The 24,738-nt window shown below is 29.6% G+C and carries 27 protein-coding genes and 1 tRNA gene; 3 read left to right on the top strand and 25 right to left on the bottom strand.

What is annotated here, in order from left to right; all coding sequences use genetic code 11:
- Window positions 1-24: 24 nt before the first annotated feature.
- The 6 genes from ACRCZX_RS04075 to ACRCZX_RS04050 all read right to left on the bottom strand — a co-directional run bounded on the left by ACRCZX_RS04075 (window position 25) and on the right by ACRCZX_RS04050 (window position 5,680).
- The gene (locus tag ACRCZX_RS04075; RefSeq protein WP_438581669.1) at window positions 25-1,332 is read right to left on the bottom strand and encodes an ATP-dependent nuclease; all 1,308 of its coding nucleotides are present in this window, start codon (window positions 1,330-1,332) and stop codon (window positions 25-27) included.
- Window positions 1,333-1,417: 85 nt separating this feature from the next.
- A complete protein-coding gene (gltX, locus tag ACRCZX_RS04070) occupies window positions 1,418-2,926 on the bottom strand; it encodes a glutamate--tRNA ligase (protein ID WP_438581668.1) in 1,509 nt (502 codons plus the stop codon).
- A gap of 80 nt (window positions 2,927-3,006) precedes the next feature.
- Window positions 3,007-4,111, bottom strand: a protein-coding gene (gene prfB / locus ACRCZX_RS04065) for a peptide chain release factor 2 (RefSeq protein WP_438581667.1) whose coding sequence is annotated in 2 segments (ribosomal slippage) — window positions 3,007-4,038 and window positions 4,040-4,111 — 1,104 coding nt in all. Because the reading frame shifts where the segments join, the coding sequence is not laid out codon by codon here.
- Window positions 4,112-4,129: 18 nt separating this feature from the next.
- Complete coding sequence (locus ACRCZX_RS04060) at window positions 4,130-4,549, bottom strand: NAD(P)H-dependent oxidoreductase subunit E (protein ID WP_438581666.1); 420 nt, start codon at window positions 4,547-4,549, stop codon at window positions 4,130-4,132.
- Window positions 4,542-4,913 (bottom strand): holo-ACP synthase, encoded by a 372-nt coding sequence (gene acpS / locus ACRCZX_RS04055; protein WP_438581665.1) that lies wholly within the window; start codon window positions 4,911-4,913, stop codon window positions 4,542-4,544. The genes ACRCZX_RS04060 and acpS overlap by 8 nt, the downstream gene beginning before the upstream one ends.
- Before the next feature lie 8 nt (window positions 4,914-4,921).
- Complete coding sequence (locus ACRCZX_RS04050) at window positions 4,922-5,680, bottom strand: TatD family hydrolase (RefSeq protein WP_438581664.1); 759 nt, start codon at window positions 5,678-5,680, stop codon at window positions 4,922-4,924.
- A 193-nt stretch (window positions 5,681-5,873) separates the two neighbouring features.
- Between ACRCZX_RS04050 and ACRCZX_RS04045 the strand changes: the two genes are divergently transcribed.
- Genes ACRCZX_RS04045 through der form a run of 3 tightly spaced genes read left to right on the top strand, consistent with a single transcriptional unit; the run spans window position 5,874 to window position 10,513 of the window.
- Entirely contained in the window at window positions 5,874-7,478 is a 1,605-nt protein-coding gene (locus tag ACRCZX_RS04045; RefSeq protein WP_438581663.1) for a putative manganese-dependent inorganic diphosphatase, read from the top strand.
- A gap of 6 nt (window positions 7,479-7,484) precedes the next feature.
- The gene (locus ACRCZX_RS04040; protein ID WP_438581662.1) at window positions 7,485-9,191 is read left to right on the top strand and encodes a YgiQ family radical SAM protein; all 1,707 of its coding nucleotides are present in this window, start codon (window positions 7,485-7,487) and stop codon (window positions 9,189-9,191) included.
- 2 nt (window positions 9,192-9,193) lie between these two features.
- Window positions 9,194-10,513 (top strand): ribosome biogenesis GTPase Der, encoded by a 1,320-nt coding sequence (der, locus tag ACRCZX_RS04035; RefSeq protein WP_438581661.1) that lies wholly within the window; start codon window positions 9,194-9,196, stop codon window positions 10,511-10,513.
- A gap of 432 nt (window positions 10,514-10,945) precedes the next feature.
- Here the strand turns inward: der and atpC are convergent, their stop codons facing one another.
- The 19 genes from atpC to ACRCZX_RS03940 all read right to left on the bottom strand — a co-directional run bounded on the left by atpC (window position 10,946) and on the right by ACRCZX_RS03940 (window position 24,702).
- Complete coding sequence (gene atpC / locus ACRCZX_RS04030; protein WP_438581660.1) at window positions 10,946-11,353, bottom strand: ATP synthase F1 subunit epsilon; 408 nt, start codon at window positions 11,351-11,353, stop codon at window positions 10,946-10,948.
- Window positions 11,354-11,355: 2 nt separating this feature from the next.
- Window positions 11,356-12,759, bottom strand: coding sequence for a F0F1 ATP synthase subunit beta (gene atpD, locus ACRCZX_RS04025; RefSeq protein ID WP_438581659.1), 1,404 nt, complete (start codon window positions 12,757-12,759; stop codon window positions 11,356-11,358).
- A gap of 18 nt (window positions 12,760-12,777) precedes the next feature.
- On the bottom strand, window positions 12,778-13,629 hold the full coding sequence (gene atpG / locus ACRCZX_RS04020) for an ATP synthase F1 subunit gamma (protein ID WP_438581658.1): 852 nt from the start codon (window positions 13,627-13,629) through the stop codon (window positions 12,778-12,780).
- 14 nt (window positions 13,630-13,643) lie between these two features.
- Window positions 13,644-15,146 (bottom strand): F0F1 ATP synthase subunit alpha, encoded by a 1,503-nt coding sequence (atpA, locus tag ACRCZX_RS04015; protein ID WP_438581657.1) that lies wholly within the window; start codon window positions 15,144-15,146, stop codon window positions 13,644-13,646.
- A 33-nt stretch (window positions 15,147-15,179) separates the two neighbouring features.
- Window positions 15,180-15,704, bottom strand: a complete 525-nt coding sequence (atpH, locus tag ACRCZX_RS04010) for an ATP synthase F1 subunit delta (RefSeq protein ID WP_438581656.1) — start codon at window positions 15,702-15,704, stop codon at window positions 15,180-15,182.
- Window positions 15,701-16,207 carry a F0F1 ATP synthase subunit B gene (gene atpF / locus ACRCZX_RS04005; protein WP_438581655.1) on the bottom strand — a complete coding sequence of 169 codons (507 nt, stop codon included), beginning with the start codon at window positions 16,205-16,207 and terminating at the stop codon, window positions 15,701-15,703. The genes atpH and atpF overlap by 4 nt, the downstream gene beginning before the upstream one ends.
- A 46-nt stretch (window positions 16,208-16,253) precedes the next feature.
- Entirely contained in the window at window positions 16,254-16,523 is a 270-nt protein-coding gene (atpE, locus tag ACRCZX_RS04000) for an ATP synthase F0 subunit C (protein ID WP_040407557.1), read from the bottom strand.
- Between the two features lie 49 nt (window positions 16,524-16,572).
- Window positions 16,573-17,385, bottom strand: a complete 813-nt coding sequence (gene atpB / locus ACRCZX_RS03995; protein WP_438581654.1) for a F0F1 ATP synthase subunit A — start codon at window positions 17,383-17,385, stop codon at window positions 16,573-16,575.
- A gap of 23 nt (window positions 17,386-17,408) precedes the next feature.
- Window positions 17,409-17,783 (bottom strand): ATP synthase subunit I, encoded by a 375-nt coding sequence (locus ACRCZX_RS03990; RefSeq protein ID WP_438581653.1) that lies wholly within the window; start codon window positions 17,781-17,783, stop codon window positions 17,409-17,411.
- 12 nt (window positions 17,784-17,795) lie between these two features.
- On the bottom strand, window positions 17,796-18,005 hold the full coding sequence (locus ACRCZX_RS03985; RefSeq protein ID WP_438581652.1) for an AtpZ/AtpI family protein: 210 nt from the start codon (window positions 18,003-18,005) through the stop codon (window positions 17,796-17,798).
- 28 nt (window positions 18,006-18,033) lie between these two features.
- Window positions 18,034-18,744: a class I SAM-dependent DNA methyltransferase gene (locus ACRCZX_RS03980; RefSeq protein WP_438581651.1), complete on the bottom strand. Its 711-nt coding sequence runs from the start codon at window positions 18,742-18,744 to the stop codon at window positions 18,034-18,036.
- A 9-nt stretch (window positions 18,745-18,753) separates the two neighbouring features.
- The gene (gene glmM / locus ACRCZX_RS03975; protein WP_438581650.1) at window positions 18,754-20,112 is read right to left on the bottom strand and encodes a phosphoglucosamine mutase; all 1,359 of its coding nucleotides are present in this window, start codon (window positions 20,110-20,112) and stop codon (window positions 18,754-18,756) included.
- Window position 20,113: 1 nt separating this feature from the next.
- Window positions 20,114-20,623 carry a Gx transporter family protein gene (locus ACRCZX_RS03970; RefSeq protein WP_438581649.1) on the bottom strand — a complete coding sequence of 170 codons (510 nt, stop codon included), beginning with the start codon at window positions 20,621-20,623 and terminating at the stop codon, window positions 20,114-20,116.
- A gap of 1 nt (window position 20,624) precedes the next feature.
- Window positions 20,625-22,058, bottom strand: coding sequence for an adenylosuccinate lyase (gene purB / locus ACRCZX_RS03965; protein WP_438581648.1), 1,434 nt, complete (start codon window positions 22,056-22,058; stop codon window positions 20,625-20,627).
- A gap of 25 nt (window positions 22,059-22,083) precedes the next feature.
- Window positions 22,084-22,509: a ribosomal protein S18-alanine N-acetyltransferase gene (gene rimI, locus ACRCZX_RS03960; RefSeq protein ID WP_438581647.1), complete on the bottom strand. Its 426-nt coding sequence runs from the start codon at window positions 22,507-22,509 to the stop codon at window positions 22,084-22,086.
- 2 nt (window positions 22,510-22,511) lie between these two features.
- Window positions 22,512-23,438 (bottom strand): signal peptidase I, encoded by a 927-nt coding sequence (gene lepB, locus ACRCZX_RS03955; protein ID WP_438581646.1) that lies wholly within the window; start codon window positions 23,436-23,438, stop codon window positions 22,512-22,514.
- Window positions 23,439-23,527: 89 nt separating this feature from the next.
- Window positions 23,528-23,878, bottom strand: coding sequence for a 50S ribosomal protein L19 (rplS, locus tag ACRCZX_RS03950; protein ID WP_438581645.1), 351 nt, complete (start codon window positions 23,876-23,878; stop codon window positions 23,528-23,530).
- Between the two features lie 119 nt (window positions 23,879-23,997).
- Window positions 23,998-24,582, bottom strand: coding sequence for an LA_2272 family surface repeat-containing protein (locus tag ACRCZX_RS03945; RefSeq protein ID WP_438581644.1), 585 nt, complete (start codon window positions 24,580-24,582; stop codon window positions 23,998-24,000).
- 44 nt (window positions 24,583-24,626) lie between these two features.
- Window positions 24,627-24,702 (bottom strand) — tRNA-Asn (locus tag ACRCZX_RS03940).
- Window positions 24,703-24,738 lie beyond the last annotated feature (36 nt).

The raw sequence follows: 24,738 nt of genomic DNA, 5'->3' as shown, positions 1-24,738 counted from the left end.
GTGAGGAGAAGATAATAACTATCCTCACTTATATATTTGTCTTATTTTATTTTCTAATTTTTTAGATAATTTAAAATTCTCCTCACTTATCTTTTGTAAAGTATGATATGGTTTATTTTTATAATTTTTTCTTTCTCTCTCTTCTTGACAAATCTCTTCTTCTATATCGTTTTCAAATTCAACATAATCTCCTATGAATTTATTAATTAAACCCTTAATTTTTTTGTTTTTTAAATTTGAATTTTCTAACTCAAGATCACTTCTCCACTTATGGTTATCCTTATCAAAAACAGCAACATAAGATATTTTATAACCATTCAAGATTTTTATAAATTGCGGGATTATACTTTTACTTCCACACTCTACTATTGAATAATTATAATCATGTATTTCTAATTTTTTAGCTAAATATGATAGTGCTATTTTATCTGTTTGCCCCTCTACTAAAATTACTTTTTTAGCAAAAAACATCTCGCCTCTATCAGGATTAATCCAGTAATTCATATTAAAATTTTTAATTTCATCTCCATTCATTAACTCACCTATATATTGAAAAACTTGCATTTTATTCTCTACTCTTCTTATTAAACAAATAGATTTATACTGTTTTAATCCTATAAAATAACTTGAATGAGTTTCTAATACTATTTGCATACCTATTTTAGATAATTTTACAAGCAACGAATACATTTCACGACTTGCTTGAGGATTCAAATGTAATTCGGGTTCTTCAAATATTAAAAACAAATTACATAATTTTGATTTTATAGAACTGTTATCAATATCAATTTTATCCAAAGTGTTTTTTAAAAAATTAAAAAGTATTCTTCTCTGAAGACTTTGAGAAATTCTATTTTCTTTTAAATAATCTACTTTATTAATCAAGTCCTTCAGTATTTCACCTTCTATTCCTTCGGATAAAAAAATATCTCTTATTTTAGCTAGTCCTTCATAAACTCCTGTATCTTTTGAATTTATTAATATTCCTTTTATAGGAAGAAAATCTTTCTCTAGCTCTTTTAAAGATATTTTTCTTTCTATCCCATGATTTGATATATAGTATTCATTTTCAAAATTATATTTTTTTAATAATTTCAAAGTTATAAAACCTTTATTAATTTTATAGTATTTTATTTTTATTTCTAACTCTTTATTTTTATCTTTAAAGTCTTCATTCTTTATTTCAACTTCACCTAAAAATGCAGATAATGCTTTTAAAATACAGGTTTTACCTCTATTAGATTCTCCTATTAAAATAAGTAATTTTTGAAATTCAATATTTATATAATCTATACTTTTCCAATTAGATATTGTTAATCTTTTTATATCCATTTTATCTCCCCATCATCTAATGTTCCAACATTCAATATGTTTTTATTTTAAAAAAAGTGGAGTCAATAACTCCACCAATTTTTTATTAAATATTGTATAATTTTTTCATTCTATCTATTCTAGCTAAAGTTCTAGCTCTTCCTATTATAGAAACCAAGTTATATAAATCTGCTCCTTTTGGAAGTCCAGTTAATACTGCTCTTAAAGGCATATATACTTTTCCTGGTCCCTCTCCAACTTCATCAAGAGTTTCTTTTAATAATTCTTTTGCTCTATCTATAGAAATTTCTTCATTACAAGCTGAAATTTTTTCTTCAAATATATTTATTGATTTCTTTCCAGCTTCATCTTGAATAACTGTATAAAGTCTCTCAATTCCTTTAACGTCTTTTTTATCTGTTTCTTCAGTTACAACAGGTAATGTGTATTCATCTTTAAAATAAACTTCTGATTGAAGAACTAGCTCTTTTATTGTTTGAGCTCCTTCTCTTAAAATATCAACTATTTTAGAGATGTTTTCTAATTGCTTTTCTGTTAACTCTTCTCCAATTAATCCAGCATTTTTGAAGAATGGAATTGATAGCTCTGTCAATTCTTTTAAATCTTTCATTCTCATATGTTGATTATTTACCCATCCTAATTTAACTAAATCAAATACAGGACCTCCTAAAGATACCTTATCAATATCAAAGTTTTCATTAAACTCTTGCAATGAGAATATCTCTTTATTTTCACCAAATGAGTAACCCATTAATCCTAAGAAGTTTACAATACCTTCTTTTAAGTATCCCTCTTCTTTATACCAGTTTAATGACACTGGATTTTTTCTCTTAGATATCTTTGTTCTATCTGAATTTCTAAGTAAAGGCATATGAATAAATTCAGGCTCTTCCCATCCAAATGCTTTATAAAGTTGGATATGCTTTGGTGTAGAAGCAATCCATTCTTCTGCTCTAATTACATGAGTTATATTCATTAAGTAATCATCTACAACGTTTGCTAAATGATATGTTGGGTAACCATCTCCTTTTAATAAAACTTGGTCATCTATTTTATTATTTTCAAAGACAATATTTCCTCTTAATCTATCTTTAATGATTGTTTCTCCTTCATAAGGCATTTTAAGTCTAATTACATATTCCTCTTTAGCTCCTAATTTAGCTTCTATTTCTTCCTTTGAAAGAGATCTGCAGTGCCCATCATAACCTGGAGCTTTGCCCATAGCTTTTTGTCTTTCTCTTAATTTTTCTAATCTATCTTGCGTACAGAAGCAATGATAAGCTTCTCCTTTTTCAACTAACTTATCTGCATATTCTCCATATAAGTGAAATCTTTCTGATTGTCTATATGGTCCAGTAGGTCCACCTAAATCAGGTCCTTCAGCATAGTTTAATCCTAACCATTTTAAAGCATCAAAAATCATTTGTTCTGATCCTTCTGTATACCTGTTTTGATCAGTATCCTCTATTCTTAGTATAAAGTCTCCGCCATTTTTATAAGCAAAAGCTAAGTTGAATAACGCAATGTAGGCCGTTCCTACGTGTGGATCTCCTGTTGGAGACGGTGCGATTCTCGTTCTTACTCTTCTTTCCATTGTAATCTCTCCCTTTTTTGTAATTTGTACCCTATATTATAATCTATATAAATAATAATTTCAAGATTACTTATTATTTTTTATTTTTTATTTTTTGTCCATCTTAAATACCCGTTTATAAAATCATCTATATCTCCATCCATAACAGCTCTTATATTTCCGCTTTCTACAGAAGTTCTATGATCCTTAACCATTGTATAAGGTTGGAATACATATGATCTAATTTGATTTCCCCAACCTATATCACTTTGAACACCTTGAATTTTTTTTAATTCTTCCTCTTTCTTTTTCATTTCAATCTCTAAGAGTTTAGATTTTAAAAGTTTCATTGCTGTTTCTCTGTTACTTAGTTGTGACCTTTCTCTTTGGCAAGTTACAACTACTCCTGTCGGAATATGAGTTATTCTTACTGCTGAGTCAGTCATATTTACATGCTGTCCACCTGCTCCAGAAGCTCTGTAAGTATCTACTCTTAAATCGCCTGTATCTATAATTATCTCAATTGTGTCGTCTACTTCTGGCATAATATCTACAGATGCAAAAGAAGTATGTCTTTTTTTATTTGAATCAAATGGTGATATTCTAACTAGCCTATGAACACCTTTTTCACCTTTTAAGTATCCATAAGCTCTTGTTCCTTCTACTAAAAGTGTTATTGATTTAATTCCAACTGAATCTCCAGACATATAATCCATTTCAGTCACTTTAAAACCTCTAACATTAAACCATCTCATATACATTCTATAAAGCATATCAGCCCAATCACAAGCTTCTGTACCACCTGCTCCAGAATGAATTGTTACAATTGCATTATTACTATCGTACTCTCCGTCCAAAAGCATTTTAGTATCAAAGTTATCTATTGTATGCATTAATTTTTTATGCTTCTCTTCTAGCTCTTCTACAAAATCTTCTTCTCCAGAATCCACAAAATCAATTAAAATATCTTCATCAAAGAACATACTTTCTATAATTTCAAACTCTTTAACTATATCTTTTTCTTCGTTCATCTCTTTTATAACTTTACCGCTAGTCAACTTATCATTCCAAAATCCTTCTTGCAAAGTTTTATTTTCTAAATTTGTAATTTTACTTTTTCTGACATCTAAGTCAAAGAGACCCCCTTATAGCGTCAATTTGATTCTTAAATTGGTTATATTCTCTTTTTAATTCTAAAATATCCATCAAAATACCTCCTAAATTTTATTTTAAATTGAATAACATTTTTTCTAATTCTTCTAAGTTTTTATACGAGTAAAATCCATTATTTATTTTAATTGAGCTTCCTTTTGAACATTTACCTAAACAATTTCTTTCTTCTATTACAAAATCAACTTTATTCTTTATCTCTATAATTTTTTCTTTTAATCCAACTCTATTACAATTTCTTCCAGTGCAAATTTGAACGTAAAACTTTGTTCTTGCCTTTTGCAATTTTGGATAAAATTTTATAGTTCCATCTAATGAAAATGGAAATATATCTATTTTTTTAGAAATATATTTTAGAATTTCATCTGGTATATATCCTAATTCATCAACAACAAAAGATAAAATTGCATAATCATCTTTTTTATTTTCTAATCCATCTATAAATTGATCTAACATTTCATAAAAATCATTCATTTTTTTCTTCCTCCATAGCTATAGCAACTGCTGTTGCATAAGTTTTACAATGAGATATAGAAATCTCTACTTTTAAATTTTTATCTTTTAAACCGCCTAAAAACCTTACTTCTGGTTTACCTAAAGCGTTATTAAGTATTTCTATATCAACTAAGTTAAAACCTCTTACTCCAGTTCCTAAAGCTTTTGAAATAGCTTCTTTTGCCGAAAATTTACCTGCATAACTCTCGGCTTTTCCACCTTTTATTTCTATTGAGTCAATTTCTTTTTGAGTGAAAACTCTTTCTTTAAAACCTTTTTTTAAAATCGCTTTTTCAATTCTTTCTATTTCAATTATATCATTCCCAATACCTATAAACTTCATATTTATACCTATCCTATTCTATATAGTTTTTTGGCGTTTTCTGTTGTTATTCTAACTACTTCTTCTAAAGTTAACTCTTTTATTGTAGCTATCTTTTGTGCTATATGTTCTACATAAATAGGTTCATTTCTTTTTCCTCTAAATGGAATTGGTGTTAAATATGGCGAATCTGTTTCTATTACAATTCTATCTAATGGGATACCTTTGACTACTTCAACAGTTTTTTTAGCGTTTTTAAATGTTAAAGTTCCTCCAATTCCTAGGTAAAATCTATCAATTAAAACTTTTGCGGTTTCTATTGATCCAGGATAGCAATGAATAACTCCATTTAAATCTGGATATTCTTTTAATATCCTAACAGTATCTTCCATTGCATCTCTCGTATGAATAACAACTGGTTTATTTACTCTTCTAGCTAACTCTAGTTGCTTTCTAAATCTTTCTTCTTGAACTTCTTTAGGCTCTGTCATCCAATGGTAATCTAACCCAATCTCTCCTATTGCAACTACATTTGAATCTTTTGCCATCTCCTCTAATTGTTTTTCAAGAGTATCATTATATTGCGCTATATCAATTGGATGAATTCCAATAACTGCATATATAAAATCATATTCTTTTGCTAGTTTTAAACTCTCTTCAGAGCTTTTCAAATCATAACCTATGTTTACACAAAATTCTAACTTTTCTTTTATTTTATTTATAACTTCTAATCTATCTAAATCAAATTGCTCATTATCTAAATGGCAGTGTGTATCAACTAATTTCATTTTTTCACCTCATGAATATTTTTTGTAAAAATCCTTACTATATTTTAGCATAATAACTACATATTTTCCATATCCGTATATTTTCATTTTGTATTTTATATTTTTTAGCATAAAAGTAAAGATTTTGTTGTTCTATTTTCAAAAAAATGATAAAATAATTAATAGACTTATTAAGAAAAAGGAGAGTATTTACATGGAACCAACTTTAATTTTTGGACATAAGAATCCAGATACAGATTCAATCTGTTCAGCTATTTCATTAGCTAGATTAAAAGAGTTAAAAGGCGAATCCGCTTTAGCTTGTAGATTAGGAAACATTAGTAAAGAGACTGAATTTGTTTTAAATAGTTTTAACATAGATGCACCAAAACTACTTTCAACAGTAAGTGCTCAAATATCAGACCTTACTTCTGTTGAAAAAAGAACTATAAACCATAAAGATTCTTTAAAAAAAGCTTTAGAAGTAATGACAGAGGAAAATTTCTCTAGTTTACCTGTTGTCAATAGTAAAAATCATTTAAAAGGAATGATACATGTTTCTGATATAGCCAATGCTTATTTAAACATTGATTATTCTGATTTGTTTTCTAACTATTACACAACTTATGAAAATTTAAAAGAAGTTTTAGAAGGTGAAATTGTCAGTGGAAAATATCCTTCAGGTAAAATTGTGGCAAACTTAAAAGGAGTTAGTGAATACAAAAATATCTCGTCTGGTGATATTGTTATTACTACAACTCTATTAGATTCTATAGATGACTTAATTAATTTAGATGTAAAAATGATTATTCTTTGTTGTGATAAAGAAGATATTATTTTACCTAGAGATTCAGAAACTCCTATTTTAAGAGTTAATAAATCTTTATTTAAAGCTATACCTTTAATTTCTCAATCAATATCTATTTTATCTATTTTAAATAATGAGAAATTCTATTCTTTCTCTATTGATGATTACTTAGTTGATATTAAAGATATTATGAAAGAATCTTCTCAAACAAACTTTCCTGTAGTAAATAAAAATGGTGAAGTTTACGGAACTATAAGAACTAAAAATCTAATTAATTTCACTAGAAAAAAAGTTGTTTTAGTTGATCACAATGAAAGTGCTCAATCTGTAGCTGGATTAAAAGATGCTCAAGTAATCCAAGTTGTTGATCATCATAAGTTTGACTTTGAAACTAATGAGCCTGTAAAGATAAATGCAGAAGCTGTAGGATGTACTTGTACTATAATCTACAATCTTTATAAAGAAGCTGGAATTATCCCTTCTAAAGAGATTGCTGGATTAATGATGAGTGCTATCTTATCTGATACTCTTCTATTCAAGTCTCCAACTTGTACAGAAAAAGATATTGCTGCTGTAAAAGCTTTAGCTTCAATTTCTGAAGTAACTAACTTTGAAGAATATGCAATGAAAATGCTTATTGCTGGTACTTCTCTTTCAGATAAAACACCTGAAGAGATATTAACTATGGACCAAAAAGAATTTTCTATGAATGGAATTAAATTAGCTATTTCTCAAGTTAATACTGTTGATGTAAAAGGACTTTTAAATCTTCAAGAGGTTCTAGAAAGTACTATGACTAAAACTAATCATGACAATGGTTATGAACTATCTATTCTTGTTATCACAGATATAGTTAAAGCTGGTTCTATGTTACTTGTTGTAGGAAATTCTACGATTGTTGAAAGAGCTTTCCATACAATTTTAAATAACAACACTGCTTGGGTTGATGGTGTTGTTTCTAGAAAGAAACAAGTTGTTCCTTTCTTAATGGCTGCGTCTCAAGGAGTGTGATTTTAAATGTTTCTACCTACTACAATAGAAGAGGTTAAAAAACTAGGATGGGATTCTTTGGATATTATTCTTATATCTGGAGATACGTATTTAGATTCCTCATATAATGGTACTGCTATTATTGGTAAATGGTTAGTTAAAAATGGCTTTAGAGTAGGTGTTATTGCACAACCAGATATTAATTCTGAGAAAGATATAACTAGACTTGGAGCTCCCAATTTATATTGGGCAGTTTCTGCTGGTTGTGTTGATTCTATGGTTGCTAACTATACTGCTACTAAAAAAAGAAGAAAAAGTGACGACTTTACTCCTGGTGGAGAAAATAATAGAAGACCTGATAGAGCAACTATGCAGTATACTAATCTTATTCGTCGTTTCTTTAAAAACAGCTCTGTTCCTATTGTATTAGGTGGAATAGAAGCTAGTCTTAGAAGAATTGTGCACTTCGATTACTGGAGCAACTCTTTAAGACGTCCAATTCTTTTTGATGCTAAAGCGGATATTCTTTCATATGGAATGGGAGAAAAATCTATGTTAGAACTTGCTGAAGCTATTAAAAACAATGAGGATTGGAGAGGTATAAGAGGTATTGGGTATATTTCGAAAGAGCCTTTAGAAGGTTATCTAGCTCTCCCAAGTTTTGAAGAGTGTTTAGAAAAAAAAGAAAACTTTGTCAAGGCTTTCGAACTTTTCTATAATAATTGTGATCCAATTACTGCAAAAGGTATCTCTCAAAAAAATTCTGATAGATATTATATTCAAAATCCACCTTCTGAAAATTTTACATCAGAAGAGATGGATGCTATTTATGGCTTAGAATTTGAAAGAGATGTTCATCCTTACTATAAAAAAGATGGGCATGTAAAAGCTTTAGATACTATAAAAAATTCTGTGACGACTCATAGAGGATGTTATGGTGAATGTAACTTCTGTGCTATAGCTGTTCATCAAGGAAGAACCGTTATCTCTAGAAGTGAAGATTCTATAATTAAAGAAGTAACAACTATTTCAAATTCAAAAGGATTTAAGGGAAATATTTCAGATGTTGGAGGCCCTACAGCTAATATGTATGGACTTGAATGTGATAAAAAATTAAAACATGGAGCTTGTTCTCATAAAAGGTGTCTTTATCCAGAGACTTGTTCTGCGTTAAAATTAAATCATTCAAAACAAATTGAACTTTTAAAAAAACTTAAATCTATTGATAAAATTAAAAAAATATTTATTGCATCTGGTATCAGATATGATATGATTTTAGATGATAATAAATCTGGTGATAACTATCTTGAAGAGATTATTAAAGACCATATTTCAGGACAAATGAAAATTGCTCCCGAACATACAGAGGATAAAATTCTTTCTCTAATGGGTAAACAAGGAAAAAGTATATTAAAAGAGTTTAAGAATCGTTTCTACGAACTGAATAAAAAGCATGATAAAAAACAGTTTTTGACTTATTATTTAATTGCTGCTCATCCAGGGTGTAACGAAAAAGATATGTTAGATTTAAAAAGATTCGCATCCTCTGAACTTAAAGTAAGTCCAGAGCAGGTACAAATTTTTACTCCTACTCCATCAACTTATTCTACACTTATGTATTATACCGAAATAAATCCATTTAATGATAAAAAAATATTCGTTGAAAAGGACAATGGTAAAAAACAAAAACAAAAAGATATTATCACTCAAACAAATAAAACTAGGAGGTATTAAAATTGAAACCAATTGTTGCAATCGTAGGAAGACCTAACGTTGGAAAATCAACACTATTTAATAAATTGGTTGGTGATAGAATAGCTATCGTTGACGACCAACCAGGAGTTACAAGAGATAGATTATACAGAGAGACTGAATGGCGTGGTAAAGAGTTCGTTCTAGTTGATACTGGAGGACTTGAGCCTAGAAACAACGAGTTCATGATGACTAAAATCAGACAACAAGCTGAAGTTGCAATGAACGAAGCTGATGTTATTTTATTCGTTGTAGATGGAAAAAATGGACTAAACCCATTAGATGAGGAAGTTGCTTATTTATTAAGAAAGAAAAAGAAACCAGTTATACTTTGTGTTAACAAAATTGATAACTTCTTAGCTCAACAAGACGATATATACGATTTCTGGGGACTTGGATTTGAACATCTTATTGCTGTTTCAGGAGAGCATAAAATAAACTTGGGAGACATGTTGGACTTAGTTGTTGATACAATTGATGAATATGTTGAAGAGTATGAAGATGAACCTGGATTAAAGCTAGCTATAATTGGAAGACCTAATGCTGGAAAATCATCTCTTGTTAACAGACTTTGTGGTGAAGAAAGAACTATTGTTAGTGATATCGCTGGAACAACTAGAGATGCTATAGATACTGCTATTGAATTTGATGGAAATAAATATGTTCTTATTGATACTGCTGGTATCAGAAGAAAATCTAAAGTTGAAGAAAGTTTAGAGTACTATTCTGTTTTAAGAGCTATAAAAACAATTAAAAGAGCTGATGTTTGTATTTGGATGCTCGATGGTAGTGAAGGATTAACTGAGCAAGATAAGAGAATTGCTGGAATTGCTCATGATGAGAAAAAACCAATAATAATTGTTATGAATAAATGGGATACTATTGAAAATAAAAAAGGTGATACAATGAAGAAAATGAAAGAGGAACTTTATGCTGAGTTACCATTCCTTTCTTACGCTCCTATAGAGTTTGTTTCAGCTTTAACTGGTCAAAGAACAACGAAATTATTAGAGCACTCTGAAGCTGTATTTGCTGAATACAACAAAAGAATCACAACTGGATTATTAAATACAGTTATTAGTGATGCTATAATAATGAATAATCCACCAACAAGAAAAGGTAGAGTTGTTAAAATTAATTATGCTACTCAAATCTCTACTGCACCACCTAGATTTATTCTATTCTGTAACTACCCTGAGCTTGTTCACTTCTCTTACGGTAGATATATTGAAAACAAATTAAGAGAATCTTTCGGATTTGAAGGAACTCCTATTGATGTTATTTTCGATCGTAAAAACGGTTAATTATAACTACTCAGCTAGTAAATAATAAAATTTAATAAAAAAGGTACTTTTTTCAAAAAAATGAAGAAAGTATCTTTTTTTTGTATTGAAAAATATATTACTACGGTTTATGTTACTGCGGTTAAAGAAGGGATAATTGAAGAAAAACAACATTATTCTTTTGACCCAACTTCAGAAGAAGTAAAGCGTAAACGATTATCTCGATATGAAGATGTTAAAATTCTTTACAGAAAGAAACGCTGAAATTTTTACAAAGAAAGAGAAATTCGAAATGTAAAGGTTAAAAGCAAAATCGAAAAGGAGACTACTATAAAATAACATAGAAATCTCCTATTATTTAACTTTTTTTTATTTTTTGTAATTTACCAACTGAGTAGTTACAAATATATATAAAAACCCCCAATTAGAATTTCCAATCAGGGGGGTATTTTATTAAAGCATTCTTTCGGCTAATTTAACTTTAGTTAAAGCTTGAGTTAATGATCTTTGCACATTAGCAATATCCATATCCTCTGCTGCTCTTTCTAATTTTCCTTTAGCAATTTCTGCTTCTTTTCTAGCAGCTTCTAAATCTATATCTTTTATATCCATAGCTTCATCAGCTAAAATAGTTACAATGTTATTAGAGATTTCTACAAATCCTCCAGAAACATAGTAAAAACTTTCTTGTCCATTACTTTTAATTTTCATTTCTCCAGTAGCTAATCCTGCAACAAAAGGTGAATGATTAGGCAATATACCCATATCTCCTTCTGTAGTTCTTAGCATAACAAAGCTTACCTCTTGAGATAAAGCTTTACTTAATGGAGTTACTAGCTCTAGCTTAAAAGAGTTTGCCATAATTACTCAGCTCCCTTCATAAGGTCTCTTCCCTTAGCTATTGCCTCCTCGATTGTTCCAACATAAAGGAATGCTTGTTCTGGAAGAGCATCATGCTTTCCTTCAACTATCTCTTTGAAAGCTCTTATTGTCTCTTTTACTGGAACATATTTTCCTTCCATTCCTGTAAATGCCTCAGCAACTGAGAATGGTTGTGAGAAGAATCTCTCAATTTTTCTTGCTCTAGTAACAGTTAATTTATCTTCATCAGCTAATTCATCCATTCCTAGTATAGCAATAATATCTTGAAGTTCTTTGTATCTTTGTAATATTTCTTGAACTTGTCTAGCAATTTTATAATGCTCATTTCCAACTATAGCTGGATCTAAAGCTTTTGAAGTTGAATCCAATGGATCAACTGCTGGATATATTCCTAGAGAAGCTATTCTTCTTGAAAGAACTGTTGTCGCATCTAAGTGAGCAAATGTTGTTGCTGGTGCAGGGTCAGTAAGGTCATCCGCTGGTACATAAACAGCTTGAACTGAAGTTATTGACGCTGACTTAGTTGATGTAATTCTCTCTTGTAATTTACCCATTTCAGAAGCAAGTGTTGGTTGGTATCCAACTGCTGAAGGTATTCTTCCTAATAATGCAGAAACCTCTGCTCCAGCTTGAGTAAATCTAAATATATTATCTATGAATAAAAGAACGTCTTGTCCTTCTTTATCTCTGAAATTTTCCGCTACTGTTAGTCCAGTAAGAGCAACTCTTAATCTAGCTCCAGGTGGCTCATTCATTTGTCCATATACTAGAGATGTCTTCTCAAGAACTCCTGATTCTTTCATCTCATCATACAAGTCTCTTCCTTCTCTTGTTCTTTCTCCAACACCTGCGAATACAGATAATCCTCCATGTCCTTTAGCGATGTTATTAATTAGCTCCATTATCAGAACTGTTTTACCTACTCCAGCTCCTCCAAATAGACCTATTTTTCCACCTTTAATATATGGTGCAAGAAGATCGATTACCTTAATTCCAGTTTCAAATATCTCTACATCTGTTCCTTGTTGATCGAAATCTGGTGCATCTCTATGTATAGGTAAAAATTCAGTTGTATTTAATGGTCCTGCTTCGTCAACTGGCTCTCCTAAAACATTTAAAATTCTTCCTAAAACACCTCTTCCTACTGGAACTGTTATAGCCGATCCTGTATCTGTTACTTCCATTCCTCTTTGTAAACCTTCAGTAGCATCCATTGCTACTGTTCTTACAACATTATTTCCTAAATGTTGCTGAACTTCAAGAACTACTTCTCTTCCGTCATCAGCTTTAACTTTTAGAGCGTTATAAATTCCAGGCAATCTATCATTGAACATAACGTCTATAACAGGACCTATTATTTGTGTAAGGGTACCTTTATTTTCCACTATTGCCTCCTAATTCTTTTAATTTAACGCAGCGGCTCCTCCAACAATCTCAGAAATTTCTTGAGTTATTGAAGCTTGTCTTCTTCTATTATATTCTAAAGTTAATCCCTTTATCATATCTTCAGCATTATCCGTTGCACTTTTCATTGCATTTTTTCTTGCAGAATGCTCACTAGCAGTGTTGTCCAATAAAGCTTTATATAATTCCATGTTTAAATATTTAGGTAGAAGAGATGATAATATCTCTTCTGGAGATGGCTCAAATGTATAAGTCTTACTCTCGCTTCCTTCAACTCTTTCTATAGGAATTACTTTTTTTACTGTTAAATCACTTACTAAAGCTGATATAAATTTATTATAAATTACATAAACTTCATCAAAGATGTTATTATAATAATATTCTACAATATTTTCACTAATCTCTTTTGCTTTATCAAACATAGTTTCAGGGATTAGTTGTGTATATTCAGCTTTTACATCGTAATTTCTTTTTGCACAGTATTCTTTAGCTTTTCTTCCAACTACTATTACAGAGACCTCTTTTCCACTATTTGCAGAAATCAACTTTTCTAGAGCTTTTAATGTATTTGTATTAAAACTTCCTGCTAGTCCTCTATCTGAAGACATTACAACAACTCCTATTTTTTTTACATCTTCTCTACCATCAAAAAGTGGATGTTTTTCACTTTTAACTCCAGAAGCAATATTTTGTAAAATATTTTCAATGCTTTCTGAATAAGGTTTTGATTTAGCTACTATTGTTGAGAACTTCTTAAATTTTGTAGTAGAAACAATTTCCATGGCCTTTGTAATTTGGTGAGTAGACTGAACACTTTTTATTCTATTTTTTATTTCTCTAGTTCCAGCCATATTCCGACCTCTCTTTAATTAAAATTCTTTTTAAATGCCACTACTGAATCAGCAATTTTTGTTTCTATTTCTTTAGTTAAAGTTTTACCTTTTACAATTTCATCTAAAATTGTTGTTGTATTTCTCATTTCTGTAATTAATTCTCTTTCAAATCTTCCTACTTCATCAAGAGGTATTTCATCTAAGAATCCATTGATTACAACATAGAATGATACTGCTTGCTCTTCTACTGGATAAGGACTATATTGTGGTTGTTTTAAAACTTCCATAATTCTATGTCCTCTTTCTAATTGAGCTTTTGTAGCTTTATCTAAATCAGATCCAAATTGTGCGAAAGTTAATAATTCAGTATATTGAGCAAGCTCTAACTTAACTTTAGCAGCAACTTGTTTCATAGCTTTTATTTGTGCAGATCCTCCAACTCTTGAAACAGATATACCTGCATTTATAGCTGGTCTGAATCCTGAGTTAAATAATTGAGCATCTAGGAATATCTGTCCATCAGTTATAGATATAACGTTTGTTGGAATATACGCTGATACGTCTCCTGCTTGAGTTTCGATGATTGGTAAAGCTGTTATTGAACCTCCACCTAACTCATCTGATTGCTTTGCAGCTCTTTCAAGTAATCTTGAATGAAGATAGAATACATCTCCTGGATAAGCTTCTCTTCCAGGTGGTCTTTTCAATAGTAATGACATCTCTCTATATGCTACTGCATGCTTAGATAAATCATCGTATACTATAAGAACAGCTTCACCTTTATCCATGAAGTATTCTCCCATAGCTACTCCAGAGTATGGTGCTAAATATTGTAATGGAGCTGATTCTGAAGCTGTTGCTGCAACAACTATTGTATATTCCATAGCTCCTGCTTCTTCTAATCTTTTAACTATTTGTGCTACTGTTGATCTTTTTTGACCAATTGCAACATAAACACATTTAACTCCTGTATTTTTTTGATTTAATATTGCATCTAGAGCTACTGCTGTTTTACCAGTTTGTCTATCTCCAATAATAAGTTCTCTTTGCCCTCTACCAATAGGTACCATTCCATCTATTGATTTAATTCCTGTTTGTAGTGGCTCAGTTACTGGTTTTCTTGAAATAATACCTGAAGCTTTTCTTTCAATCTCCATGTATTTTTCACTTTTTATTGAACCTTTTCCATCTATTGGTTCACCTAAAGCGTTAACTACTCTTCCTAATAAAGATTCTCCTGCTGGAACAGAGGCAATTCTACCTGTAGCTTTAACCTCGTCTCCCTCTTTAATCTTTGTATAGTCTCCTAGTATAACAGCTCCAACGTTATCTTCTTCAAGGTTTAAAACCATTCCTGTTATTCCGTTTGGAAACTCTAAAAGCTCTCCTGCTTTTGCACTGCTTAATCCGTAGATTCTTGCAATTCCGTCTCCTACTTCCAACACAGAACCTGAAGTTTTGACATCAAGACTCTTTTTATAATTCTCGATCTCAGTTCTAATTATATTGCTTACTTCTTCTGGTCTGATTTTCAAACTGATTACACCTCCTAATTTTACAAGTAGTTTTTATTTATGTGTTAGAGTTTCTAATTGTCTACGGATACTTCCGTCTATAACCTCATCACCTATTCTGATAATTCCTCCACCTATTAGAGATTTATCAACTTTAACTACTAGTTTTATTTTTTTACCTGTTTTGTTTTCAAGATTTTTAGAAAGCTTTTCTTTTTGCTCTTCACTTAATGAAAGTGCAAATGTAGCTTCTACATTTAAAATTTTATTTTTTGCATAATCCAATTTAACATACTCTGCTACAATTTCTCTTATTTGTGCTACTCTTCCTTTTTCTAAAATATAGAAAAGTACTTCTAATCCTTCGTTAGTAGAGTCTGTATAAATTTTCTTTAATGTTTCTTTTTTCTGGCTCTCTTTAATCAGAGGGTGAGTTATAAAATTTTTGAAATCAATATCTGTTTTAAAAAGTTCCATTACAGAATTTAAAATTTCATATATTGATTTAACCTCATTTTTCTGCTCAGCAACACTATATATTGCTTCAGCATATCTTTTTCCAATTTGGTTTCCTATCATCTTACTCCCCCTACCTCATCTATGAATTTATCAGCTAGGGCAGCGTCTAAATTAGAGTTTAAGTTCTCTCTTATTATCTTTTCAGCTAATTTTACAGCTAATTGACTCATTTCAATTTCTAGCTCTTTTTTAGCTGCATGCTTCATTTTTTGAACTTCAAGCTCTGATGATTTTATCATTTTATCTCTTTGAGCTGAAGCATCAGATAATATTCCTTCTTTTCTTTCATCAGCTTTTTTCTCTGCTAATTGAATTATTTTCGTAGCTTCATCTTTTGCATCTCTTAAGATTTTTTGAGCTTCTTTATTTTTTAAAGCAGCTTCTTCATTACTCTTTTGAGCTTCTGAAAATTCAGCTGCTATCTTCTCTTTTCTTGTATCCATTAATTTCATTAACGGCTTTTTAAAGTATTTATTAAATATAAATACTAAAATGAAGAAGTTTATTATTTGCCAAAACATGTTAATATCTATGGATACTGCAGGCATATTTGTTGGTGCCAAGTCTTCTACCTCCTTCCTAAAAGTATTTGATGTGTTTTTTCTAAAATTATCCTAACATTCCTACGAATGGGTTAGCATATAGTAAGATAAGTGCAATTACTAGTGAATATATACCTGTTGACTCAGATACTGCTTGTCCTAATACCATTGTAGAGATAATATCTCCTTTTGCTTCTGGTTGTCTTGCTACTGCTTCTACTGCTTTACCTGCTGCATACCCTTGTCCTACTCCTGGTCCTATTCCTGCGATCATTCCACATCCTGCTCCTACTGCAGATGCTGCTAATACTATCGTTTTTGCTAACATTAAATCCATAATCATTACCTCCTAGTTATTTTTAAATTAAAATTAAAATTGTTAGTTTCTATTTATCATTGGGACACTGTGCATCCCCTAATGATCCTTGAATGTAAACCATACTTAGCATTAAGAATACAAAACTTTGTACTATTCCACTAAATATATCAAAATATAAATGTAACGGTGCTGGTATAACCATTGGTGCAGCTTTATATATAAGCCCCATTATAACCATACCTGCAAACATATTTCCAAACAAACGTATAGAAATATTTGTTGGTTTTGCTAACTCTCCAACCAAGTTAATAGGTAACATAAATGGCATTGGTTCAAGTAAACCTTTAAAGTAACCTAATACTCCATTTACTTTTACACTAGTTCCTAAAAATACAGCTGTAGTTAGTAATGCTAATCCAACTGTAGTATTAAGATCTGCTGTTGGTGCTCTAAATGCTGGTGCTAAAGTAAACACACCATCTTTTAATCCGCCCCAAGGTATTGGTACAAACATAAGTAAATTACATCCTAGAATAAATACAAATAATGATCCTAAAAATGTGAAATACCTTGATGTCCAATCTCCTAGCATTTGATGAATAATACCATACACGAATTCATAAACTGATTCTGCCACGATTTGTGCTTTTCCTGGAATCATTTCTAATTTTTTCGTTCCCATTTTAAATAAAAGTGCCAACATAAGTATCACAAACCATGTACTTATTACTGTAATAGTAACAGGTAATCCAAATTTTCCGTCAGCATATTCCATTGCAAATGGAATTTGATTTAAGAAATGTGGTAATGGTATGTGAAACATTATTGCAGGTCCTTCTACTAATGGTGGAGTTATAAACTCTATTGGTCCTATTCTCATTAGTCTCGCCTCCTTTCAATAGTTTATTTTAAATACTTAGATTTAAATTTTTTTATATTGTTAAATAAAGTTATTGCAAGAATATTAATTTTAATATTTAATAATCCAATAACTCCACTAACTAACATTGGAAATCCATAAAACTTTGCAGCAAGTGCTAAAAATATTCCGTATAAAAAGTATCTTTTTAAATATCCTATTACTCCAACTTTAAATGGTGAATTGGAAGCTAAACTTGCTTTTGCATCGAGACAGATCATATAGAATCCAACTACAGACAAAATAGATCCTAAAAACATCCCTAAATAAATATATTCATTTTTTGATAATATCCCATATAGTAAAACAATTAATGCGGCTATGGTTCCACGTTTCATTATTATTTTTAGTTCGTCCATTATCACTCAATCCTATTTTTTCATTATCAACTTATACACGTTATAAAATGCACTAAATACTCCAATTATAAGTAAAATTATAAACAATGGTGTACTCTTAAAAAAAAATCTTTCAATTAATTTATAAACTAATACAAATATTCCTATATTTCCTACCATTAAAAATCCTAAAGACCCCAACAATGAAAAAGAATGTATAAAATCTTTATTGAAAAACATCATGTTTTACACTCCTTATTTTAAATAGGAATTATTTTTTTACCATGTAAAAGAACCTTTCTCCAGCTATTCTATCATTTTTACTAATACTTAACAAGTTTAAATTATTTTTTTCAATTGCTTTTCTAATTTCGCACTCTTCAAATATTTTCTTTTCATAAACCTCTTTCAATTTTTCATAACTTCCTGCTCTATTTTTAACAAAATATACAGCTTCAATTATATCTAATTCTTCTTCTCTGAAGTGCTCCCAAATAATAGTCATATCCTTTCTATCATCATAATAAACTCCTCCAGGGAACATATTTTCTATAAAGTTTCTATTTATAATATCAAAAATATATACTCCTTTTGGATTTAAAGAATTATAAATACACTTCATTAAATCATCCAAATCATCTAAAGATGTCAAATGATTTACTGTATCAAAAAGCGACACGATTATATCATATTTTTCTCCAGTAGAAAACTCTCTCATATCTCCTACAAATAATTGAACACCTTTATTTTTTAATTTTTTGTTAGCTATAGTTAACATATCAGGAGATAAATCTAATCCTGAGCATTCAAAATCATCCTTTAATCTAACTAATGTTTCTCCTGTTCCACATCCTAAATCTAAAAGTTTTTTTCCTTCTGTTTCAGATTCTACAATCTTTTCTTTAACTAAATCAACCCATAAATCATAATCACAATGTTGCATAAATTTGTCATATACTTTTGAAAAATTTTTATAATACATAATTTTCTCCTAAATTAATTCTTTTTCTACTATTGCTACAATTTCTTTAGCTACCCTATCAACTGTAGTCATTTCTTTTCCTTCTACCATCACTCTTACTATTGGCTCTGTTCCTGATGTCCTTACAAGTACCCTACCAAATCCTAGCATCTCTTCTTCTTTTTTTTCTATAAAATTAACTATGTTTTTATTTTTATTCCATAAGTTTTTTTTATTATTATCAACTCTTACATTTATTAAAACTTGAGGCCAATCAACTATTTCATTTACTAATTCATCAAGTGATTTCTGTGAATCTCTGATTGCTTCAACTAGTTTTACAGATGTTAGTACTCCATCCCCTGTTGTTCCAAAATCTGATAAAATTATATGGCCTGATTGCTCTCCACCAATGTTAACATCTAGCTCTTTCATTTTTTCAAGAACATATCTATCACCAACATTAGCCCTTATTAAATGAATACCTTTATTAGAAAGATAACTTTCAAATCCCATGTTACTCATTACTGTTGTAACTATTTGATTATTTTTTAGTTCTCCTTTAGCTTTCATTCCTAAAGCTAAAACAGCTATAATTTTATCTCCATCTATTATTTTTCCATACTTGTCAACAGCAATTAGTCTATCTGCATCTCCATCATAAGCTAAACCTAAATCTGCTTCATAACCAATTACTACTTTTGATAATATTTCTGGATATGTTGATCCACATTTTACATTTATATTTTTCCCATTTGGTGCATCATTTATTACTACAATTTCTGCTCCTAAGGCTAAAAATACCTCTTTAGCTACTCTATACGCCGATCCATTTGCTGCATCTAATATTATTTTCATACTTGAAAAATCTCCAGAAACAGTAGATATTACATGATCTCTATAAAGGTAATATTCATCCTCTGCATATGTAAATCTACCTACATCATCTCCTGCAATTGGATTTTTTATTATTTCTTCTACATTATCCATTAATTTTTCAATTTCCAATTCTACTTCATCAGGAAGTTTATATCCATCTTCCCAGAATATTTTTATTCCATTATCTTTTGCTGGATTATGTGATGCTGATATCATTATTCCAGCTTTTGCTGTACTTTTTTTTGTTAGATAAGCAACTCCAGGTGTTGGAATAACTCCTACAAAATCTATATTAATCCCCATTGAATTTAATCCTGCAGTTAAAGCCGATCTTAACATATAACCTGATCTTCTTGTATCTGAACCCATTATCACTCTGATTCTTTTTTTATCTGGATATTTCATTTTTAAGGTATGACCTAAAGCATATCCTAATTTTAAGGCTAATTCAACTGTTAATTCTTTGTTCGCTTCTCCTCTTATTCCATCTGTTCCAAAATATTTTCTCATTTTATCCCCTTTTTCTTCTAAATTGTAATCTTTCACAAATGTATCCTGTTATAACTCCTGAAATACAGCCCATAAATAAAAACCCCCAAATAAATATAAAAATTGATTTACTTATAATGCTAATATTTCTAAACAATAAAAAATAAACTACTACTAGCTGTACTAAATTATGAATAAAAGCTCCGCTTATACATATAGCAATCAAAGATAGATTTTTTCTATATCTAAATAATAAAATGGTCAAGAGGGTACTAGCCCCTCCTGAGATTAAACTTATTATAAAACTAGGTGAAAACATTGTTCCTAACATCATTCCTTGAATCAAAATTCTGAGTAATAAAATTTCTAATGCCATTTTTTCATCAAATTTTTCTAATGCTATTATTGATGCAATATTTGCAAGTCCAAGTTTCATCCAAGGAAATGGTTTTGGAATTAATGTCTCTATCAATGATAAATAAAGAGCTAGTAACACAAATGTAGTTAAATATCTCTTTCTTTTAAATTCCATATTATACTCTTAAATCAGTATCCATTCCTAATAAATCTTTATTAGCTTCTAATATTGGTTTTATTTCTGATTCTAAGAAATCTACCACTTGTTCTGAAGAGAAACCAATAAAGTTTTTAGGAGCTAAAATTTCCATTAATTTATCTTTATCTATATTAAATGATGAATCATTTAATATTCTTTCAATCAAATCATTATCAAGACCTTCAACTTTGACTTTTTTCCCAGCTTCCATTGAATGAAGTCTTATTATTTCATGAAGTTCTTGTCTATCTCCACCTTTTTTTACACCCTCCATAATGATGTATTCAGTCGCCATAAATGGTAGTTCTGCCATTATATGCTTTTCTATCATTTTTGGGTACACTACTAATCCCTCTAGTATATTTTTCCAAATGATTAATATAGCATCTACTGCCAAGAAAGCTTGTGGTAATGCTAATCTTTTGTTTGCAGAATCATCTAACGTTCTTTCAAACCATTGAGTAGCAGCTGTCATTGCAGTACTTTGTTGTAAAGCTATTACAAACTTTGCTAGTGATGAAATCCTTTCACTTCTCATAGGATTTCTTTTGTATGCCATAGCTGATGAACCTATTTGATTTTTTTCGAATGGTTCTTCTAACTCTTTTAAGTGCTGTAATAATCTTAAATCATTTGTAAATTTATGAGCTGATTGAGCTAAATTACTTAATAGATTTGAAATTTCTGAATCTATTTTTCTATCATAAGTTTGTCCTGTTACTAAAAATCTTTTATTGAAGCCCATTTTAGTTGCTACTTTTTCATCTAATTCTTTAACTTTTTTATAATCCCCATCAAATAATTCTTCAAAAGATGCTTGAGTTCCAGTTGTTCCTTTTACTCCTCTAAATCTTAAAGTATCCTGCCTGAAATCTAACTCCTCTAAATCTAAAACTAAACTTTGTAACCAAAGAGTTGCTCTTTTTCCAACTGTTGTTAATTGAGCCGCTTGGAAATGTGTGAACCCAAGCGTCGGTAAATCTTTATGTTCATTTGCAAATTTACCTAATCCATCCATTACATTTATTAATTTTTTCTTTAAAATATTTAATGCTTCTTTTATTTGAATTAAATCTGTATTATCTCCTACATAGGCACTTGTAGCTCCTAAATGTATTATAGGCATAGCTTTTGGTGCTGCTGTTCCAAATGTATGAACATGAGCCATTACATCGTGCCTAAACTTTTTTTCCATTTTATCGGCTAAATCATAATCAATGTTATCTATATTAGCTTTCATTTGTACTAACTGTTCATCAGTTATATCTAGACCTAATTCTTTTTCAGTCTCTGCTAAAACATACCATAACTTTCTCCAAGTAGAAAATTTAAATTTCGGTGAAAATACTTCTAGCATTTCCTTTGAGCTGTATCTTTCTGCTAAAGGGTTTGAATAAATCTCTCTGTTCATTATTAATTTTCCTCCTAAATATATATTAATTTCTTTCTAGCGACATTAAAATGGCAGTTTCTCCATTTGGATAATAATTTTTTCTTTTTCCAATATTTATAAATCCTATTTTTTCATAAAAGTTTTTTGCCACTTCATTACTTTCTCTCACTTCTAAAAATAAATTTTTATCAAAGTTTTTCAAATAAAATTCAATTAATTTATATCCTATTTTATTTTTTCTTAATTCTTTTCTAACACCGATCTTCATAATTTCATAAAGATCATAAGAGTCATGTAAAATTAAATATCCATCTATTCTTTTATTAAAAACTAAAATTTTATAATCATTTTTTATGATCATTTCTTTTAAAGTTTCTATTGAATAATAACTTTCTGAAAAAATTTCTTTCTCTATTTTTACCAATTCTTGAAGTAAAATAATATTTTCTACAGTGATTTCTAATATCATAACTAATTTAATAATCCTATTCTATTTAAAGGCCAGAATCTAACCAATGCTTTTCCTTTTATTCTAGTATCTTTCACAAATCCCCACATTCTAGAATCATAACTTCCATTTGTATTATCACCTAAAGCAAGATAAAAATCCTCGTCTATTTTTTCTGTAACAGTTTCACCCACTAATAATTTTTTTAAGATTTCTTCATCGTGAATAAAATCTAAAATCATTCCTGTAGAAGTATCATTTATCATAAATTTCACATCTGGTAACAACTGTGATACATATCCACTATTTTCTTTTAAAAGAGCTTGAACTTTTACAATATCAATATTCTCTTTCTCAAAATTATTTCTATAATCTTGTCCTGGAATTATAGTTATTACATCTCCTTTTTTAGGAACTAACCATTCTTTATTTCCCAATTCACCTAAAGGGGCATATTCTCTTTCAGATATTTTTTTTCCATTTATAAATAATTTGTTATATTTAATTTGAACTTTTTCTCCAGGTAAAGCCATTAGTCTTTTTGTATAGAGAACTTTATTTTCTATAGGCTCTTTAAATACAATTATATCCTCTCTTTGAGGGGCTTTAAATTTATAAATAACCATATTTCCAAACAATCTATCTTTTGGTATTATTGTTGGAATCATTGATCCTGTTGGAACTAAAAAGTTTCCTATATAAAATTTTTGTATAATTAATACTAAAATTAATGCACTACCTAAACTTTCAACTAATTTGATTATTCTTCTCAAAATCTTTTCACTTATTTTACCTTTTAAATTAAACTTATTTACAAGAACATCTTCAAATTTAGTTCTTTTCTTTTCAATTAAAGCAACAATCTTTTTTTCTTTTATAAATATATAAAGAAAAAAAGTTGATAAAATTACGTAAAAAATGATATTTAAAATGATGTTGTCTCTACTCATAATCTCAACTCCCTTAGTCAATTTGATTATATTTTAACACAAAAAAAAGAAAAAAGCTAAGGAATTGTTGTCCCTTAGCTTTAGAAATATTACTTTCTGATTTCTTTGATTCTTGCTTTCTTTCCAGAAAGTTCTCTTAAGTAGTAAAGCTTTGATCTTCTTACTTTTCCGATTTTTAAAACATCGATTTTAGCGATCATTGGTGAATTCATAGGGATTATTCTCTCTACTCCGATTCCAGCTGTTACTTTTCTTATTGTGAAAGTCTTAGCGATTCCTCCACCATTTACTCTGATTACTACACCTTCGAATAACTGTATTCTTTCTTTGTTACCCTCTACAACTTTGTAGTGAACAGTGATAGTATCTCCAGCTTTGAATGCTGGGATGTCGTTTCTTAAGTAGTCTTGCTCTACTAATTGAATTAATTTTTCTTTCATTTTAGCCTCCATGAATATTCATTTAATATATTAATATATTATATTCCATTAAAGCGGAATATTCCTTTTAATAACTATATAAGTGTATCATAAAATCTTTATTTTGTCAATTTAGAAGATTAAAATCTAAAGTTGAAATTTAAAAGTGGTAACACTTCAAAAATTTCACTATTATCAGCCATATTTACTAAACCAATCTGTAATCCTTCTAAATTATCAGCCATATTTACTAAACCTAACTGTAGTCCTCTTATTTTTTCAGATTTATTAAATACTCCAAATTGAACTCCTGTTCCAGTTTTTGTAAAGTTTGCCGCACCTAATTGAACTCCCTTTATATTTTGTTCTACTATATTTACTAAACCTAGCTGAACTCCTGTCATATTTCCACCTACACTATTAAATGTAATAGGAAAGAAAAACCAACCTAATTTTGCTCCTTCAAAATTCCCTTCTGTTCTATCATAAAGAGAACCTATTGAAAGTCCTTTAAAATTTTGTTTTTTATTTGCAATTATATTTATATCAACACCTTCAACATTTCTATTTTCAGTATATATCAATCCTAATCTAACTCCATTTACATCTGCATTTGGACTTTTAAGTTGTTTTGGCGATAAAAAACCTAATTCTAAACTTTCAGCTCCAAAAGAAACTAATGATAATCCTAATCCCAACAATCCTGTAAGTAATTTTTTCTTCATCCAGCTCTCCCTTTAAATTTTGTTTTTTACAAAAAATAAAAAAATGGCGCTTCTTGCTGGGCTCGAACCAGCGACAACACGATTAACAGTCGTGTGCTCTACCAACTGAGCTAAAGAAGCACTTTTTTAAGATTGGCAACTTCCTATCCTCCCAGG

It is taken from the genome of Cetobacterium sp., from assembly GCF_051658645.1.
Classification (GTDB): Bacteria; Fusobacteriota; Fusobacteriia; order Fusobacteriales; family Fusobacteriaceae; genus Cetobacterium_A.
This window is presented reverse-complemented; position numbering and strand designations above follow the sequence as displayed.